General features: G+C 44.0%; 14 protein-coding genes. 12 read left to right on the forward strand and 2 right to left on the reverse strand.

Annotated elements, in window-relative coordinates; translation table 11 throughout:
* The first annotated feature begins 2 nt into the window (after positions 1–2).
* The 5 genes from HQN88_RS27745 to HQN88_RS27765 all read left to right on the forward strand — a co-directional run bounded on the left by HQN88_RS27745 (position 3) and on the right by HQN88_RS27765 (position 6,030).
* Entirely contained in the window at positions 3–1,565 is a 1,563-nt protein-coding gene (locus tag HQN88_RS27745) for a response regulator transcription factor (protein ID WP_173118615.1), read from the forward strand.
* 96 nt (positions 1,566–1,661) lie between these two features.
* Complete coding sequence (locus tag HQN88_RS27750) at positions 1,662–2,996, forward strand: ABC transporter substrate-binding protein (protein WP_173118617.1); 1,335 nt, start codon at positions 1,662–1,664, stop codon at positions 2,994–2,996.
* Between the two features lie 219 nt (positions 2,997–3,215).
* Positions 3,216–4,118, forward strand: a complete 903-nt coding sequence (locus HQN88_RS27755) for a carbohydrate ABC transporter permease (protein ID WP_056613083.1) — start codon at positions 3,216–3,218, stop codon at positions 4,116–4,118.
* 67 nt (positions 4,119–4,185) lie between these two features.
* A complete protein-coding gene (locus HQN88_RS27760) occupies positions 4,186–4,962 on the forward strand; it encodes a carbohydrate ABC transporter permease (RefSeq protein ID WP_420794178.1) in 777 nt (258 codons plus the stop codon).
* A 24-nt stretch (positions 4,963–4,986) separates the two neighbouring features.
* Positions 4,987–6,030 (forward strand): glycoside hydrolase family 88/105 protein, encoded by a 1,044-nt coding sequence (locus HQN88_RS27765; RefSeq protein ID WP_173118621.1) that lies wholly within the window; start codon positions 4,987–4,989, stop codon positions 6,028–6,030.
* A gap of 505 nt (positions 6,031–6,535) precedes the next feature.
* Here HQN88_RS27765 and HQN88_RS27770 read toward each other — a convergent pair.
* Together HQN88_RS27770 and HQN88_RS27775 are read right to left on the reverse strand one after the other, a co-directional pair.
* Positions 6,536–7,294: a YheC/YheD family protein gene (locus HQN88_RS27770; protein WP_173118623.1), complete on the reverse strand. Its 759-nt coding sequence runs from the start codon at positions 7,292–7,294 to the stop codon at positions 6,536–6,538.
* 109 nt (positions 7,295–7,403) lie between these two features.
* Positions 7,404–9,395, reverse strand: coding sequence for a beta-galactosidase (locus HQN88_RS27775; RefSeq protein WP_173118625.1), 1,992 nt, complete (start codon positions 9,393–9,395; stop codon positions 7,404–7,406).
* A gap of 253 nt (positions 9,396–9,648) precedes the next feature.
* On the opposite strand from HQN88_RS27775, the gene HQN88_RS27780 reads away from it, so the two are divergent.
* The 7 genes from HQN88_RS27780 (at position 9,649) to HQN88_RS27810 (ending at position 19,617) form a co-directional block, all read left to right on the forward strand.
* Positions 9,649–10,620 (forward strand): ABC transporter permease, encoded by a 972-nt coding sequence (locus HQN88_RS27780; protein WP_173118627.1) that lies wholly within the window; start codon positions 9,649–9,651, stop codon positions 10,618–10,620.
* Positions 10,621–10,653: 33 nt separating this feature from the next.
* A complete protein-coding gene (locus HQN88_RS27785; protein ID WP_173118629.1) occupies positions 10,654–11,538 on the forward strand; it encodes a carbohydrate ABC transporter permease in 885 nt (294 codons plus the stop codon).
* Between the two features lie 47 nt (positions 11,539–11,585).
* Positions 11,586–13,172, forward strand: coding sequence for an extracellular solute-binding protein (locus HQN88_RS27790; protein WP_173118631.1), 1,587 nt, complete (start codon positions 11,586–11,588; stop codon positions 13,170–13,172).
* A 105-nt stretch (positions 13,173–13,277) separates the two neighbouring features.
* Complete coding sequence (locus tag HQN88_RS27795) at positions 13,278–14,879, forward strand: histidine kinase N-terminal 7TM domain-containing diguanylate cyclase (RefSeq protein WP_173118633.1); 1,602 nt, start codon at positions 13,278–13,280, stop codon at positions 14,877–14,879.
* A gap of 464 nt (positions 14,880–15,343) precedes the next feature.
* On the forward strand, positions 15,344–17,599 hold the full coding sequence (locus HQN88_RS27800) for a helix-turn-helix domain-containing protein (protein WP_173118635.1): 2,256 nt from the start codon (positions 15,344–15,346) through the stop codon (positions 17,597–17,599).
* A gap of 236 nt (positions 17,600–17,835) precedes the next feature.
* Entirely contained in the window at positions 17,836–18,726 is an 891-nt protein-coding gene (locus tag HQN88_RS27805; RefSeq protein WP_173118637.1) for an ABC transporter permease, read from the forward strand.
* A 15-nt stretch (positions 18,727–18,741) separates the two neighbouring features.
* On the forward strand, positions 18,742–19,617 hold the full coding sequence (locus HQN88_RS27810) for a carbohydrate ABC transporter permease (RefSeq protein WP_173118639.1): 876 nt from the start codon (positions 18,742–18,744) through the stop codon (positions 19,615–19,617).
* Positions 19,618–19,626 lie beyond the last annotated feature (9 nt).

Genomic DNA, 19,626 nt, shown 5'->3' on the forward strand with positions numbered 1-19,626 from the left:
GGATGTATAAAGTATTATTAGTTGACGATGAGAGAATTATTCTAGATGGCATCTCGCGTATGGTGGATTGGCCATCCTTGCAAACAGAGCTTATGGGGACTGCGCGTAATGGTGTAGAAGCCTTTGAACGCATACAGCAGCAGATTCCTGATATTATCATAAGTGATATTCGAATGCCCGGGATGGATGGGCTTGAGCTAGTGGCGCGAGTGAGTGAGGCGTATCCCCATATTCGTTTCGTCCTGTTATCGGGGTTTGGTGAATTCGACTATGCAAGCAGAGCGATGCAGTATGGCGTGAAGCATTATTTGCTCAAGCCTACGAATGAAGGAAAGATCGGTGAAGCGCTCAAGGAAATCGTGGCGGAGCTTGAACAGGAGACAAGTAAGGAGTCGTTCGTTCGGAATATGAAGGCGGAACTAGAGAAAGTGATGCCCCATGTGAAAGAACAATTCCTCAAGGAGTTTGTGACGAATAAGACGTATGGCAAAGTGGATTGGGACTATTTCCGAAACTTATTTAAACTTGACTTCGATTACCAAATCCGACTTCTCTTGTTTCAGTTGGAAGAAGGGTTTGAGTTTGAGCATCTGTTTGCGATTAAGAATATTGCCCAGGAAATCCTAGTAAGTCCTCTGCTTAGCACAACAATTGGGAATCATGTATTAATTTTACTGGAAGAATCCGATCAAATCGATCAACTCCATGAGCGGATCTATCATATACGAGACACTTTCCAAAGCTATTATAAAAGGGATGTTACGATCGCCCTTAGTGAGCCGAGCCACATCACGCAAGCGAGAACACTGTATAGACAATGTCTGCATCTGCTCAATTATCGTTTTTATTTAGGGGAGGGCAGTCTCATAACTCGTAAGGATACTGAAGTCTCCCAGGAAGCTTCACCGAAGGAGTTGGGTTGGGATGAGGAACGTCTCAATATGTCGGTGAGATCTGGTCATCGTGAGGAAGCGGAAGCCGCTTTACGTGCTTTTATTGGGGGCTTGAAAGAAGCGCAGCTTGATATTGATGCAACGAAATCCTATGTCATTCAGCAGTTTGTATCCCTCGTTCGTCAGTGCGCACCAGAGGAAATGAATCACTATTTTACGCAAATTCCTTTGATTGTGGAAATGAACACGCTGCAAATGATTCAAACGTTTATGGAAAATGTTGTGATTACGATGACCGAACGTTTCTATGGACTTAACAAAGTGAAACATAGTGCGATTGTTCAAAAGGTGATGGATGTGATTAATTCTCAGTTAGGGAACTCGGAACTTAGCTTGAATTGGGTAGCACATGATATGTTATACATGAATGCAGACTATCTTGGTAAGTTATTTAAGAAGGAAACAGGCGAGAAATTTTCTAACTATGTCATGAAAACAAGAATTAATCGTGCCACCGAGATGATCGCTGAAGATGCGGATATCAAAATTTTCGAGCTCGCTGAGCGACTAGGCTTTGGAGACAATCCCCAATATTTCAGTCAAGTATTCAAAAAATATCGTGGTTCAACCCCATCTGAATATATGAAATCGGCAGACACCTCTGCATTTTAAACAAATAGGTCTGTATTTTGGATTAACGTTTGCTCCTTCCAGCGGCATAATACGAGTAGAAAGAAAACGATTACAACTTTGGGGAGGAAATAACAGATGAAAAAAGTCATGTTTACGGTCATCTCGGCCGCGCTATTACTTGCAGGTTGTGGGACAAGCGGTTCAAGCGGATCAACAAGCACACCAAGCACAGGTGCTAGCCCAGCCGCAAGCACAGCACCTACGACAACTTCTAAAGCAGATCCAGTTACTTTGCGTGTTTCTTGGTGGGGCGGTCAAGCACGTCATGACTATACGTTGAAAGTGATTGAATTGTATCAGCAGAAGCACCCGAACGTGAAAATCGAATCCGAGTACGCCGCATTTGACGACTATTGGAAGAAGCTTGCTCCACAAGCCGCTGCTAACGGATTGCCAGACGTTTTCCAAATGGACGTTTCCTACCTCACGCAATATGGAACTAGAGGGCAATTGGAAGATTTGACACCATTCACAACAAGCGGTGTTTTGAATGTGAAAGACATTGCAGAAAACAGTCTTTCAGGTGGTAAAATTGACGGTAAACTAGTTGCAATGAATGCAGGATCCAATGCTCTAGGTGGTACCATCGATCCGCAAATGTTGAAAGACAATGGCATTACCTTGAAGGATGATTGGACATTTGGTGACTTAGACGCTGTAGGGGCGACACTGAAAGCCAAAGGCAAGCTGCTTGCTGGTGACCTTCGTCATGACGTATACTTCCCGTTCTATCTGAGAAGCGTTGGTCAAAAGCTATACGCGGCAGATGGCGCTAGCCTAGGCTATACCGATGATAAAGCCTTTGTAGACTACTACACGATGTACAAAAAATGGTATGATTCCGGTTACTTGCTGCCGCTAGATAAGTTAGCACAGAAAAAAGGAACAGCGGAAGACGATGAAATGGTGCTAGGTAATGCGGCTGCAACATTCGCTTGGTCTAACCAGTTCATTGGTTTCAATACAGCTGCGAAGCGTTCACTGGATATCATGAAAACACCAAGCTGGGGTCAAAACAAAGCACTGTTCTTGAAACCGAGTATGTTTTGGTCTGTGTCCAAAAACTCTAAGAACAAAGAAGAAGCAGCCAAATTCGTTGACTTCTTGATCAATGATATCGATGCTAACAAAATCATCATGGGCGAGCGTGGTGTACCGGTTTCTTCCAAAGTAAAAGAAGCTTTGATGCCGTTACTGACGCCTGAGCAAAAGAAAGTATTTGAGTACGTAGCTTGGGCAGAGAAAAACGCTTCTCCAATGGATCCGCCAAGCCCAATTGGCTCCGTTGAAGTAGAGAAATTGTTGAAAGACACTGCTGAACAAATCATGTACAAAAAGTTGACAGTTGAAGAAGGCGCAGCGAAATTCCGTAAGGACGCAAACGCAATTTTAGCTAAAAACAAAAAATAAGCTTGTCTGAAAGCCTCCGCACACCACAAAAGTGCGGGGGCTTTTTTATGCCAAAAAGCAGAGGGAAAGGACGATGTAACCGCTATTATCACTCTGTTATTTATACAAACAGAACGGTTTTTTGCCTTCTGGCTGTGGATGAACTCTTTTATAATAAAGGTAGAGAAGAGAGGAAGCGAGGCTTCCACTTCATAAATCAAGGTTAGGGGTTGATCACCAATGAACAAGCTGCGTTATAACGATAACCTGGTGGGGTACATATTTGCTTCCCCTTTCATTCTGGGGTTTCTCATCTTCACGCTGTATCCGATTATTTCATCACTTTTTTATTCATTTACGGATTACAACTTGTTTGATGCACCGAATTTTATCGGCTTTGACAACTATGAAAAAATGTTTACCGCGGACGATAAGTATTGGAAATCCGTTAGTGTAACCTTCACGTACGTGTTCGCTAGCGTGCCATTACGACTCGCATTCGCCTTAATGGTGGCGGTACTGTTGAATAAAGCTGTCTCAGGTATCGGCGTTTATCGCTCCTCGTTCTACTTACCTTCCTTGATTGGGGGCAGCGTGGCGGTTTCCATTATGTGGACGCAAGTATTTGGAGATAAAGGATTAGTCAATTCAGCCCTAGGCGTTATCGGGATTCACACAGATACGTCTTGGATCGGGAACCCGTCCACGGCGCTATGGACACTGATTGCTTTGTCCGTCTGGCAGTTTGGTTCTTCCATGCTCATCTTCCTTGCGGGTCTCAAAAACATTCCAGCTTCTTATTATGAAGCGGCCAGCGTAGACGGCGCGAATAAGATTCGCCAGTTTTTCAAAATTACCCTGCCGCTACTCAGCCCGATTATCCTATTCAACTTGATTATGCAAACCATCTCAGCGTTCATGACCTTTACGCCCGCCTATATCATCTCACGCGGCGAAGGTGGACCGCTAGACAATACTTTACTTTATTCTTTGTACTTATACCGCAGAGCATTCCAATTCTACGAAATGGGTTATGCCTCCGCGATGGCGTGGGTAATGCTAATACTTGTCGGTATCATTGCACTCGTTATTTTCCAAACTTCGAAATATTGGGTTTACTACGAAAACAAAGGAGAGAAATAACATGGCCTATTCAAACAACTACAAACGCTTTGGCTATCATCTCCTTTTAGTCCTATGCTCGCTTGTGATGATGTACCCCATCATTTGGTTGCTAGCAAGCTCGCTAAAGCCAAACAGTGAAATTTTTTCAACCGCTTACAGCTTGATTCCGAGCAAGATTGCTTGGGAGAACTTTCAAACAGGCTGGAAAGGCTTCGCAGGCAATTCATTCGGCCGCTTTTTCATGAACTCGTTCTATATCGTGATCCTTTCTACGATCGGTGCGGTGGCCAGTTCAGCCCTTGTTGCTTATGCTTTTGGCCGTATACCATTCTTCGGTAGAAACTTCTGGTTCGGTTGTATGATGCTAACGATGATGCTGCCACATGACGTTACAATCATTCCACAATACGTACTGTTTGCGAAATTAGAATGGATCGGATCCTTTAAACCAATTATCGTGCCTCAGTTCTTCGCGATTCCTTTCTTTATCTTCCTGATTATGCAGTTCATTCGGACGATTCCCATCGAGCTTGATGAAGCTGCTAAAATGGATGGTTGCAGTAAATACAGCATCTTTTTCCGTATTTTGGTTCCGCTTATCGTTCCAGCGCTCATTACATCAACGATTTTCTCCTTCTACTGGCGTTGGGAAGATTTCATAAACCCGCTGCTTTACTTAAATAAACCGAGTATGTACCCTGTATCCCTTGCCTTGAAGCTTTTCTTGGATGGCGAGTCAGTGAACAACTGGGGTGGCATGTTCGCAATGGCATCCGCGTCATTGGTACCGATTGTTGTCGTGTTCTTCATTTTCCAACGGTACATTGTTGAAGGGATTAGCACAAGCGGCTTGAAAGGATAGAGGATGAGAGGAGAACTTATAGACATGCCGAAATTAGTATTTGAGGAAAATGACATCAGATCAGCCCTTGACCGAGTGGTAGATCGCACGTTTCGAATGGATTTTGGATGGGATTGGCCAGGTGGTGTCGCATTTTATGGAGTTTGCGAAGCTTACGCGGCTACAGGAAACGAATCGTATCTAACTAGGCTGAAGGCTTGGGTGGATGAAAATATGGAGGATGGCTTGCCGAGGCTTTCGGTCAATGCGGTGTCCATCGGACACTCCCTTCTTACCCTATACGAAGTGACAAAAGAAGAGAAATACCTAGATACTGTGAAGGAAATGGCGGAATTCCTAGCGACACAAGCGGAGCGGTTCGGGGACGACATTCTTCAACATACGGTTAATTCCGAAACGTATAACTTTCCAGAACAAGCATGGGTAGATACGATGTTTATGGCGGGTTACTTCCTACTTCGTGTTGGTATATTGCTGAATAATGATGACTATTTCGAGCTAGGATTGAAGCAGTATCATGGACATGAGAACGTCCTACAAGATTCGAAAACAAACCTGTACTATCATGGATGGGACAATATCGCTCAAAATAATATGTCGGCCATGTTCTGGGCTCGCGGGAACTCTTGGGCAGCTCTCACGATGGCACGAGCACTACATCTCGTCGAAGTTACGCATCCTTCGTTCATGATTATTGATGGTTCATTGCGTGATCAACTCAGCGCGCTTGTCCGATTGCAAGATGAATCAGGCTTGTGGCACACCATTCTCAATGATCCGACAGCTCCGCTAGAGACTTCAGGATCAGCCGGAATTGCCACTGCTTTGCTTACGCGCGGCAGACTGTACAACAAATACACACAGAAGTCGATCGACGGTATTTTAGCGCGAATTACCGAGGAAGGCACCGTAACTGGTGTATCCGCGGGAACGGCTGTTATGAAAAATGCAGAAGGCTACAAAGGCGTGCCCGACAAACGTATTCAAGGTTGGGGGCAAGGGTTAACCTTGACATTCCTCGCTGAGGTGCTGAATTCGAAGAAAAATAGTTTCGGCAACGGTTGTTAGAGAGTAGCGGTAAAGAGCTTGCCCAACGTGGCAAGCTTATCCTACCTAAGCAGCCCAACCAGCTCAGCTCAGCCTAACCAGCCTAACCAGCCCAACCAGCCCAACCAGCTCAACTCAGCTCAGCCTAACCAGACCAACCAGTCCAACCAGCCCAACCAGCCCAACCAGCTCAACTCAGCTCAGCATAACCAGACCAACCAGTCCAACCAGACCAACCAGCTCAACCCAGCTCAGCCCAACCCAGTCTAGCGCCTCAAGCGGCCTCCCGCGCTATGATTAAATGGAAAATATACAGCTATTTCTGCGTAAATCCGTTAAAAATTAAGTTTAAATGGAAAACCTCCAGTTAATTTCGGTCATTCTCTGCGAAACGCACAGAAACGCCAAGATTAGCTGGAGGTTTTCCTGTTATTTCCTAAAAACTGAGGAAAAACGAAAAAATAGATGGAGAATTTCCATCTATTTTCCATAATCGGCAGATAGTTAGTGAAATGAAACCAATCCTCTACTTCTTTCTTCCATACTGTTTCCCAATGTCCACCATGCGTCGATACAGCTTACGATTAGACATGTTCTTCAGCGGATAGAACTGAGGCCTGGTGTTCACTTCTAGAATCCATGGAATCCCTTTGGAATCAATCGCGACATCGAGACCCAGTTCTCGGAATCCACGGTTGTGACTATCAAAAGCATACCCGACCGCCACACCTAACTGCTTCAACTGCGCTTCTCGTTCTTTAATGTCAGAAGAGGAGTAGCCTGCTCCGAGCATGGTGGGCTTGAAATAGCCTATAGTCCCGCCTTGATTATAATTCGTAGCTACTTTACCTTGTCTACCGATTTTGGCGAAGAGGCCAGTGCTGACCCATTCACCTTGATTCGTTTTCTGCACCATGACGCGAATATCGAAAGGTCTGCCTTTCGTCTTGGCGAGCTTAATCCCTTTCTGGAGTAAATAGGAACGCTTACCCGCATGTCTGGATAATTTACTATGCAGCTGCTTCCGCGTGGTATAGAAGTTTTTCGTGCGATTCAATTGGGTCTGGAAGCCTTTAGGCTTCCACTTGATGCGGATTATATTTGAACCACCGGAACCATCTGTAGGCTTGAAAAAGACTGTTTTATAATCATCTAGCATCGTATGCAAATTAGTTCTCGTAAAAAGCAATGTTCGAGGGACATAATGGCGCAATTGAGGTTGTTGAAGCAGCCATTTGGTTTTACGCCATTTACTCTTGATTGAACTGCTTTTATACCTGGGCATAGGGAGTACACCTCTTTTTAGACAGCGTATGTGAGGTGCGCGCTGCTTGTCAGTGCTTATACCCAGATGGTCAATCAAATTTGCTTAGATACTCTCTTACATGACTTTGCTACTCAGCTGTGAATTGAATTACTTTGTGTTCATACCGGCTAAGTGTAAGCTGCCCCTTACGGTAGATGGTTCCTGTGATTGGATCCACGCCATCACGTGGGAGCGTCACGTTGCCGCCTGCACCGTCCATGTTAACCACGACCCATACCTCGCAGCCATCGCCATGTCTCGGAGCGACAATCGTACCTGCTGTTACATCAGTCCGCAGTTGCACCCCAGCATCATCCGCATACCGCAGGATAAGCTTGTTCAACAATTGCTCGCCTTCCTCGCCGGTTGGCATAGAGCCAAGCATGACAATCTTGCCTTTGCCATACGCGCGCTCAGTAATAAAGGCTAGCCCCGGTGTCAGCCCCGATTCGACGGTTCCGACGGCAACGGCTTCCTTCGGCTCAAAGACGGAGCTCCATAACGAAAGCGGAGCAGCGACGCCAAAGGCGCTGCCAATCGATCCGCTGCCATCCATGGGGAACGTATAGACTGTGTCCACACCGGCAAGGTGCTCTAATTCACCGAGTGCAGCATTCGTATGCATGGTGTGTTCTTCGGTGCGTCCGCCAGAGAGAGGGCCAACCACCCAAACTCCGCCTTCGGCTACGAATGCAGAAGCACGCTTCATCAAATCCTCTGAGATATAAGGGAGGAATGGCGTAAACAACAGCTTGTACCCATCCAGTTCTGTACCTTCTGGTACGATGTCGCGGTGAATACCTAGATGGAGTATTCGCTCGTAGAAACTAGTTACAAGACCGCGATGATTCAGCTTCTGATGCGGCTCGGTTTTCAGAAACGCTTTGGCACGATCGGAATAAGTCATAGCAACCTCTGCTTGAGTCGGGCGAGTAGCTAAGATCGTGGCTTCGATTTCTTTTCTAGCTTGCTCAACTTCTAACACATTCGGGAAACCAACCGTAGGCTTGCCCCATGTACTGATAACAGAGCCATGTGGCTGTTCGCATCCTGCCCGCTGCTGTCTCCACAGCCAATAGCAGAAGGCTTCGGCTCCCAGCGCATAAGCGGCAACGGCTTCGGCTTTAAGATAGCCGTTTGGATGCGGCTTTGCGTAACTCGCAAGTGAGGCTGCATGGGATGGACTTGTTTCCATGATCCAGTAATCGCGACCGCGCTTAAAGTTCCGCCACAGGTCGTTATTTAATAAGTAGTTCGCTGGATGATCGTAAGTAGCATACGTATCGAACGACGCAAAATCCAACTCACGGAATAAACGCTCATTATCTACACTGAAAGCGACACTGCTATTATGCGTGATCGGCGCGTCCGAGAACTGGCGGATAATCGCCGCCTGTTCGTCTGAGAACTGAGCGATTTTCTCCATGGAAAATAGTTGGTACATCGTACTGAGGGAAGAGTTGTGTAAGAACGGCACCGGATCAGGCTGCGGAACTTGCTCGAAGCTATGGTAGTATTCGCTCCAAATTTGCGTGCCCCACGCCTCGTTCAACTTTTCAACGGTTTCATAACGCGCTTCAAGCCATTCATGCCACTGGACAAGACACGTTCCACACATGCATTCGGATACATGCGCTTTGAATTCGTTGTCGATCTGCCAACCGATGAGGCCGGGTAAGCGTCCAATAGCCCTTGCAATGTGCGCGGTGATAATGGAAGCTTTTTCACGAAAATAGGGATGATTCGTACACGCATGTTGACGCGACCCATGTCCCATGACCTGCAGCTGCTCATTCACATACATCCGTTCCGGATGACCCTGTGTGAACCAAATCGGTGGTGTAGGTGTCGGCGTACACATAACGGTTTCTATCCCATTTTCATGCAAGAGGGTAACCATGCGTACAAAAAATCCGAGATCAATCTCACCCTCGTGAGGTTCCATATTCGACCAAGCGAATTCGCCAATTCGCACGACATTCATGCCAGCTTGCTTCATAAGTTCAATATCTTGCTCAATGACTGATTGTTCCCAAAGTTCAGGATACCAAGCCGCACCATGATATAGTTTTTTACCCATTACCATCATCCATCCTCTTCATCAGAAAGTTAGTTTCTACTATAAATGCTATTGTAATCAAGGGCAATAACACATTCTTGCTGGGTAAATAAGGAAGTTTCAACTGTTTTGAGCGGTTTGCACTTTCTTGTATAAGTAGACATTCATGCGCTTGGAAGGGCTTACAAGAATGTCTGATAGGCGGTTAATCACAGGAGATGCATAATAAGGCTACAAACGCTCACAAGGCGATCATGACATGGAGGTGAAAAGGATGAAGCAGGCAGCTGCTCCTAACAACAGAGAGCTGGTTCAGGTGAGCGAGGCGAAAGGGCTTCGCAGATCACAGGTGTGGGCAAGGTTGCGCAAGGATAAATGGATCTACGCATTGCTAACGCCGGGCTTGTTGTATTTCATTATATTTAAATATGTGCCCATGTGGGGCGTACTGCTTGCCTTTAAGAATTATCAGCCTTTTCTAGGTTTTTGGAAGAGTGACTGGGTTGGCTTGGAGCATTTCCGTGTGTTTTTTCAGAATCCAGAGTTTTTCATGCTCCTTCGCAATACGCTGTTGCTTTCGTTATATAATTTGGTGTTTTACTTTCCAGCACCGATTGTACTTGCACTTTTACTGAATGAGATCAAGGTCAATATGTATAAACGAACCATTCAAACATTAATTTATGTGCCGCATTTCATATCATTAGTTATCGTGGCCAGCTTAACTTATGTTTTTCTAACGACACAAGGCGGGTTGGTAAATGAGCTTTTGCAGAAATATGTGGGTCATAAAATTGACTTCTTAGCTAGTCCGGAATGGTTTCGGCCGATGATTATTATACAAACGATGTGGAAGGAATGCGGGTTTGGCACGATTATCTTCTTAGCTGCGTTAGCTGGTGTCGATGTGGAACAATATGAAGCTTCCATCGTAGATGGCGCTAACCGCTTCAGACAGCTGTGGCATATTACCCTGCCATCGATTCGCAGCACGATCGTTATTCTGCTTATCCTGCGGATGGGCGATGTGTTGGATAACGGTTTTGAGCAAATTTTCCTCATGCTGAATCCATTGAACAGGGAAGTAGCTGAAGTATTTGATACCTATGTCTATATGATGGGGATCACACAGGGCGCTTTTAGTTATAGTACAGCTGTTGGTTTGTTTAAAGCAGTCATTGGTGTCATCTTGGTACTAGGTGCCAACTGGACAGCGAAGAGGTTCGGACAATCCGGCATTTATTAATACGAATATTATAGGTAAAGGAGGAGAGGGGTTTTGGCAAAGCAATATAAGAGCGTTCCCGGAACCATCTTCGATGTAAGCAATTATATTGTTCTGGGTATCATTGGTATCGTGGCCATACTGCCATTTCTCTATGTCATAGCAGGGTCGTTTGCTTCAGATGCAGAGTTGACGAGGCGAGCAGTATTCCTTATACCGGAGACGTTTACTTTAGCGGCTTACCGCTTTATTTTCTCAACTAGTACGATTTTAAAAAGTATTGGGGTATCGCTTTATGTAATGGTTGTGGGTACCTTCGTAAACTTATTCTTCACTGTTACGATGGCATATGCGCTATCGAAGCGGAGTTTAATGGGACGGAATACGGTACTCAATCTGATTATTTTCTCCATGTTGTTTGGCGGCGGCTTAATTCCGACTTTCCTGGTTGTACGTGAGCTGCATATGTTGGATACCTACTGGGCTTTAATGATTCCAGGCGCGATTAGCGCTTTTAACTTGATTATTGTCAAAAACTTTTTTCAAGAGATCCCTCCGGAATTAGAGGAAGCAGCGAAGATCGATGGCTGCACGGAGATTGGCCTGCTGTGGCGCATTGTGCTGCCATTATCGATGCCTGTGTTGGCAACTTTCACGTTATTTTATGCCGTGGGTCATTGGAACAACTTCTTCTCTGCTTTACTGTACATTAACGATCCCTCCAAATGGCCGCTGCAGGTCATGCTCAGACAAATTGTTTTGCTGTCACAGGCGGCAGCTGGGGATATTAACGCCATGGATCCAAATTTCGTACAACCGCCCGAACAGTCGATCAAAATGGCTGTTATCGTCGTGGGCACGATTCCGATTTTGCTTGTCTATCCGTTCCTGCAAAAACATTTTGCTAAAGGGGTCTTGATCGGCTCGGTCAAGGGGTAACGGATTACGATAGAGGCAAGTCCATAACTTAGAGGAGGCATGTTTAGATGAAGAAAAATGCGAAAAAATGGGTTACCGTAGCAACCGTAGGCACAGCTGTCATGACAACCATCGTTGGTTGCAGCAGTGACAAAGAGAGTACAGCTACACCAGCAGCAGCTGCCTCAACCACACAAGCAGCTACGCAGACCAAGGCACCAGAGAATCTAGCACCACTGGAGCTAAGCATCATGCTTCCTATTTTCAAAACGAATTTCCCGAAAGATGATGGTCCTGTTACAACCGAAATTGAGAAGAAAACCAACACCAATATTCATCTGGAGTGGGTCCCGAACGCTTCCTACACAGATAAATTTAATATTACATTGGCTTCAGGCAAGCTGCCTCAAATTATTTATGTTGGCGATGTGAAGAACCCAAGTTTCGTTAACGCGGCGAAATCAGGCGCATTCTGGGAAATTGGGAAATATCTGAAGGATTACCCGAACTTAAGCAAAGCCAACCAAGTCATTATGAACAACTCATCCATTGATGGGAAAAATTATGGGATTTATCGCGGTCGCGCGCTAGGTCGCAATGGGATCAGTTATCGGAAAGACTGGTTAGAAGCCGTAGGTATGCAGCAACCGAAAACGATTGATGATTTCTATGCGATGCTGAAGGCATTCAAGGAGAAAGATCCGGATAAGAACGGTAAAGATGACACCTATGGTATGGTTCTGGTCAAATGGACAGGGCAATGGGCAAGCGGGTTTGATACCATGAAGCTTTGGTTCGGAGCGCCAAACAAATGGGGTGTCGTAGACGGTAAGCTCATACCTGAGCATCAAACGGCCGAATATATGGAAGCGCTTAAATTTATGAAGAAGCTTTATGATGAAAAGCTGATTAATCAAGATTTTGCGGTCTTTGATTCAGCAAAGTGGAACGATCCTGTTGTTAACAATCAAGCAGGGGTTATCGTAGACGTTACAGATACAGCCTCACGTATTGATGATCGCATTCACGCAGCACTAGCGAAAGATGGTAAAGATAATCCTAATATTCACTATGTAGATAATATGATTGGTGTCACTGGTAAAAATGGCCTGAAAGCATTACCTACTTCTGGTTTTGCAGGTATCCTAGCGATCTCGAAGTCCAGTGTGAAAACAGAAGAAGAGCTGAAGCGAGTTCTGAAATTCTTGGATCAAATGAACGAGCCTGATCTTCAAACCCTAGCTGGATATGGGATTGAAGGTAAGCACTACACCAAAGATGGCGATGCTCTTGTGGCAAGCAAGGATACAGCTCTTCTCGAATCCGAAGTAGAAGGTTTGAACCAAATGCTGCCATTTATCCCGGAAGATCGCGGCTTGAAAGTGAAGCAAACCCCGCTTCGTTTGCAAACGACGAAGATTCAAAAAGAAGCGGAAGCAGTCATTGTGGCTAACCCTGTCGAGCCATTCATCTCGGCGGTTTATTCGCAGAAAGGCCAACAGCTGGATAACATCATCAATGATGCACGTATTAAATTTATCGTCGGTCAAAGTGATGAAGCGGCTCTGAAGGCTGCATTTGACACGTGGAAGAAATCAGGCGGGGATGATTTGGTGAAGGAAATGAACGACTTGTATGTTGCTGCGAAGAAATAAATAATAAGTACATGGATGAGCGCCCGAGAGGGTGCTCTTTCTTTTGGGCTCAAAACAGTTGTTTTCTAACTTTTTCTGATATGCTAGGATACAAAGAGAGTCATAATGAAAGACAGAGGGGTCTATGAGATGATTTTAAAAGGCGGATATCCATTCCCTATTCTTCTTAGCTGTATCGTGTTCTTCATTTTATTCTTGTTAACGTTCCGTTTTCGGAAATCACCAGAAAGAATTTTTTTCACAGTGACCACGGCGCTCATGTCTTTACAAGGTTTGTTTAGCATATTCGAAATCCTCGCTGTTACGCTCGAAGATAAATTATTTTGGCGCAATGTCCAGCAGATTCCTCTCTATTACTCACCTGTGATGATTTTGGGAGTCATTTTGTCTTTTATTGGGATAAATCGACGTGTTGTCGTTCGAAGCGTGGTTATTTTGAGTTTTATTATGCTGAGCTATTGGATCCTGCTGTTTACCGATCCCCTGCATCACCTTATTCGCGTATCGGCGTCACTTGAGGGAAATGGCCAAGAAGGTGTCCTGCGGTTGGAGCGAACGCATTTCGGACTTCTATTTTTTATATTTGAAAAAATGATGGGACTGTGGGGATTGGGGCTGTTGTTGCTTAATTACCGAAAAGTTGTCGGCACACAACGAACACAGCATGTCCTCTTGATGATAGCTATACTTTCACCTTTTTTTGTTCCAGAGTTGGCCGGTTTCATGGGAATCAAAGTCACGGTAGCTGTATCCATGCTGCCTTCAGGACTCCTGCTTTTCTATGCTTTATATACATATAACTTTCTTCAAGTTCCTCCCATGGTCAAAGAAAAAGTGCTTGAGCACATGACGGAAGGAATCTTAATTGTGGATGAGCAAGGAATGATTATCGATGCGAATCCAGCAGCATTCCCCATCATGGCAAGCTTAGCCGGCGATAATAAACTGAAGGGCACTCAGCTCCTGACTCATCTGAAAGATCACCCCACCCTGCAAGCTTTCTACAACAACGGTAACCAAGATGAGATGGAAGTGGAAAGCAGCGGCAGACATTGGGCTGTGCGTTTCATTCCAATCCAAATTCGATTTAAGCGTACCGGATCACTCCTCATTTTAACAGATATCACCGAACGTAAGGTTTATGAAAATGAATTGATCAAAAAATCGACACTGGATGGGTTAACGAATTTATATAACCGACGTACGTTTCTGGAGATTTTGGACACTGCGATGAATGAAAGTAGAGTAAACGGTGAATCCGTTAGTTTGCTTTTAATTGACTTGGATAATTTCAAGAAAATAAATGACAACCATGGACATCTCGTAGGCGATCGTGTGCTGGAGCATTTTGCCGGATTAATGAGGGATGCGGTTCGTAGTGGCGGGGCTGTCGGGCGTATTGGTGGAGAAGAATTTGCCATGGTCCTCCCTGGTGCGAACGGGACACAGGCCTATCAAGCTGCTGAGCAGCTTCGCCTTCGGTTGCAGCAAGAACCTCTGCGTTGGGTATCGATGGGTAGTGAAAGCGAAATCGCCTATACCATTAGCATCGGGGTATCAGAGCTTATCGATCCGCTCATGACGCTCGAAGTCTGGTATCATCATGCAGATACTTGCCTGTATGTCTCCAAAAATAATGGGAGAAATAGAACCACTTTGGCGCAATCTGAGGTGGGTGTGCAAGTTCCACTTGATCAAGGAAAATAAAGATCGTTAGTAGAAATAGAATTCGTTAGTGAAATTTTACTTTTGTAAACTTTCACTTTTTTTGCTTTTAAGGGTTATTGTATTTGTTAGTTGCTTAATTTAGGTTAAGTTATGAAGGGCGATTCATAACCGTTTCTTTATTTATGTGAGAATATTGTTGATTGAGGGAAAATGAAATATTGTTCTACCCACATTTTAGTTGTACAGTTGGAAAGCATGATTTTTTTCTTTTGTTAAACTAACTATACAAATTGAACTTTAGGGGAGTGATAAGATTTGTCTAAACATTGGCAAGCACGTTGGATAACGGATACCTGGTTTAGGTCTATGGAACATATCGATGCCCGAAAGTCGGAGACTGATTGAGGAAATGATCGGACTGAGTGGGCATAGGATTTCGCGCAACAGGTTCGGGTAATTAGACAATGATCATAATAAATATTTGAAAAAAAGGAGAGTAAACGATGATGAAGAACATCTCGCTGAACAAGACATGGTTTCGTCGTCTCCTGTTTTCCTATGTAACGATTTTTCTTTTTATTGTGCCTCTACTCATGTTTATCCTATTGATGGCATTCAGTGAGCTTTCTCGAAAAACCGCCGTCGAATCCAATAAAATTTTCACCAAGCAAGTGCTCCAGTCCATTGACAATCAAATGAAGTTGATCGATAACACGATTACGAATGAGATCGCAAGCGATGATGATATGCTATCGGCTTTTTTTAATCCTGCTTTACGCGACGACCGATTTTATTCGGGCTATTTGTCGTCTGTCAAAGTGAAAAGTCTCATGGCAACGATGCCGCTCATCGACTCGATCTATTTATATAGGCTGTCAGACGATAGAGTGCAGACACCATACTCCGTTTCCAAGCTAGCTGCATTTAATGATAAACAATTGATTGTAGAAGCTTTGAAGCAATCCGGACTAAATCAACAATGGTCAGATGTGCGGAAAGGTTTCACGGAGCAAGGAGAACCCACCGAATTTGTATCTTTAGTGAGATATGTCCCATTGAATTCTGGTAATGACGGACTAATCGTAGTTAATGTGCAGCTTCAAGCGATTTCCCGTTTCGTTCAAACACTGACGACGGAAAATTCCAATCATCTCAGCCTTTATGACCGCGAGGGGACGCCTATTTATGGTGACATTCATGGGAACGATTCCCTGATGACGGAGATGCATTCTGATTATTCCGAATGGGCTATTTTCAGCAGTGTGGCGAATGGTAATTTGTTTCGTCTTGTCTCCGCAATATCGAAATATTGGATATTTGTTTGTGCAATTTTCTTTAGTATTGGTGTGATATGGATTGTTGTAGTTACCAGGCGGAACTATAAGCCTGTAGAAACGATCATACAGCGTATCCAATTATTCTCCCAGCAAAAAAGCGCCGAACTGTTCCGTAAAGGCAATCAAGACGAATTTAAGTTCATCGATACGGCCTTGGTAAATTTGATGGAACGGTCAAATGCCTATCAGAAGCAGCACGAGGAAGATTTAGTTTTTAAGCGAAAACACTTCTTTTTCGAATGGGTGGATGGGAATCGTCCCTTGAAGTTCGAAGAGTGGCAACAGGAGATGGAGAGTCTCGGAATGCCATGCAATTTTGACTCGCTATGTGTTAGTGTGCTGGAAATTAATAAATATAGTAAATTCGCAAATCTTTATTCAGATCATGATCAAAATTTGCTTAAATTCGTTTTATGTAGCGTAGTAAAGGAAATCGCATTTGGCCGAAATGTAACCATATGGACCGAGTGGACGTCCAAAGATCAATTGACTTTGCTGCACTTGGTCCAGAAAGTACCGCCTGAAAGTACGCCCGAGCAGATTGCGAGTGATATAGCCAATGACATGATGCAATGGGTGAAGACCTACCTTGATTTTAATATTACAATGGGCATAGGTTCAGCAGTCGATCGTATTGAACTTGTACATTATGCCTACGTTGAAGCGTTGGAAGCACTTCAATATAAACCAACACTAGGTGAGGATCGTGTGATCTGTTATTGGCAGATTAAACCTGAAAGTAAGCAACAGTCACTCGATCTTCTCGAATATATCCGCGCGATTGCATTTTCATTACGAACGGGGGAGGGAGATTGGCAGGTTAGCTTCACACAACTTTTTGATGGTATTCGAGCCGGTCTATATGCGCGTAAGGAATTAGACAACCTAATGAGCTACATGATATTTTTCCTTGATAAGGAGTTTACAGACTTACGAGCGGGTGTGCAAAAAATAGGGGCAGACGGTTTGAAGGATAAACTGCAAAAGGCAGTAGACGACTGGGACACGGTGGATGAATTACAGGATATGTTAAGAAATGTTTTTACGAAAACAACAGAAGCGATGGTGACGTTGCGTGAGATGAGCAGCAACCATATGCTTATTCGTAAAATTAAATTATATATGGAGGAACATTACCAGAATCCAGATTTATCATTGCTTCATTTAAGCGATGTGTTTCATGTACATATGAAAAGTATTAGTCGTACATTTAAAGAAGAAATTGGTGAGAATTTTATTGATTATTTGACTCGAATTCGTACAGAACATGCGAAAGAGCTTTTGGTTCAAACCGAACACTCCATACAAGAGATTACGGTCAGAATCGGATATCTGCATCCGAACACGTTCATTCGATCATTTAAAAAGCTGGTTGGTCAAACACCAGGAGACTTTCGGAAGACTGCTCAAGTGAAATCATAAATAAGAACTTTATTGATTGATATATTTTTGTTGATGAATAGGATTTGGATGGCCATAGGATCGGATTCACTGGTGAAAAAGCCAGGGATGACGGTTCTTTTTTTATTTGCGAATATTGTTGATCGAGGGAAAATGAACGATTGTTCCACCTTACCTTTCAGTTGTACAGTTGAATCGCAGGCAACTACAAAGAAAGAGGGAACAATATGAAAGCAATACACCGAAGGCGAATCGACATGAAGAGATTAAGGGAGAATATGCCACTACTCCTAATGTTCATACCCGTCATTTTATTTTACTTAATTTTCAAATACGCACCAATGGCTGGACTGATCATCGCTTTTAAAGATTATAACTTTTTTGACGGGGTGTTCCATAGTCCCTGGGTTGGATTTGAACATTTCCAAAAGCTGTTCAGTAACCCAAATTCGCTGAAAATTATCCGAAACACACTTCTACTTAGCTCTCTAAATATATTCGTGGGATTTCCGTTTCCGATCCTATTAGCTATTCTTTTGAACGAAGCGAGAAAAATGTGGTTTAAGAAAATCGTTCAAACGCTTGTATATTTACCTTACTTTTATTCATGGATTATTGTCGGTGGGATCGTCTTTAGTATTTTCGGAATCGAAGGAAGCTGGTTAAGTCATTTGATGACCCTTTTTAAGCTGGAACCATTTCCATTCTTATACAATATCAAATCATGGATCACCATCTTTGTTGGTGCAGGGATATGGAAAGATATGGGTTTTAACGCCATCATCTATTTGGCGGCAATGACGACAATCGACCCGTCTTTGTACGAATCAGCAAGTATGGATGGTGCTAATAAAGGGAAACAGATTATTCATATTACGATTCCCGGAATTGCGCCGACCATCATTTTGGTCTTTATACTTTCTATGGGGCGGGTGATGGAAGTGGGATTCGACCCCATTTACGTCTTGAAAAATGCTGCGGTGAACGACGTTTCGGATGTCATCTCCACGTATATTTATCGCGTTGGACTGCAAGGCGCGCAATTTAGTTTAACTACAGCAATGGGCATGTTTGAATCAGTCGTTGCTTTAATTCTACTGCTCTCTGTCAATTGGATTGCTCGTCGCTTTCAGCAGGGTCTATTTTAGAAAGGAGGAATCGAGATGCGTGCATCCAATGGAGATAACATCTTCTACATCATAAATTATATCGTATTAGCCTTAATTGCCTGTTCTAGCTTGTTTCCACTTCTTCATTTGATTGCGCTTTCCATTAGTAGTTCATCCGCCATCGAAACCGGGAAAGTAAATCTATGGCCCATCGGCTTCACCTGGGAAACATTTAACGTTTTGATCAAGGGAACACCGCTCATCCGATCTTTCAGCAACAGTACTGTGATCACATTCGTAGGTGTTACGTTATGCATGCTCACCACGATTTTGGCTGCATATCCCTTATCACGTCCCAATTTTTATGCACGACGCTTCTTTACGCTTTCAATGATCTTTACGATGATCTTTACGGGAGGCATTATCCCTACTTTCCTTGTCATCCAAAGTTTGGGACTGGTTAACTCCTATTGGGCGCTATGGTTACCGGGTTTAGTAAGTACCTATAACATGTTGCTTCTACGCACGTACTTCGAGAACATCCCGTCTGAAATTGACGATGCGGCACGAATGGATGGTTGCAGCGAAGTACGGCTTCTACTTCAAGTTGTATTGCCCATTTCTATGCCTGTACTCGCGACATTAACGCTTTTCTATGGTGTTGCGTACTGGAATATTTTTTTTAGTATGCTGATTTACATCAACGATACCGATAAGCACAACTTAACCGTTCTCGTACAACAAATGATTCAAAGCCAGAGCGTGCTGCAGCAAACCATGATGGTGCAGCCAGACGATCAGGTTCATGTGGTGGAAGAGGGCATTAAAGCTGCAGGCGTGATTGTCATGATTACCCCGATGCTGGTGGTTTATCCATTTTTGCAAAAATACTTTGTTAAAGGCGTTATGCTAGGTTCTGTGAAAGGCTAAGGAAGCATG

This window comes from Paenibacillus qinlingensis (assembly GCF_013204845.1).
Classification (GTDB): domain Bacteria; phylum Bacillota; class Bacilli; order Paenibacillales; family NBRC-103111; genus Paenibacillus_E; species Paenibacillus_E qinlingensis.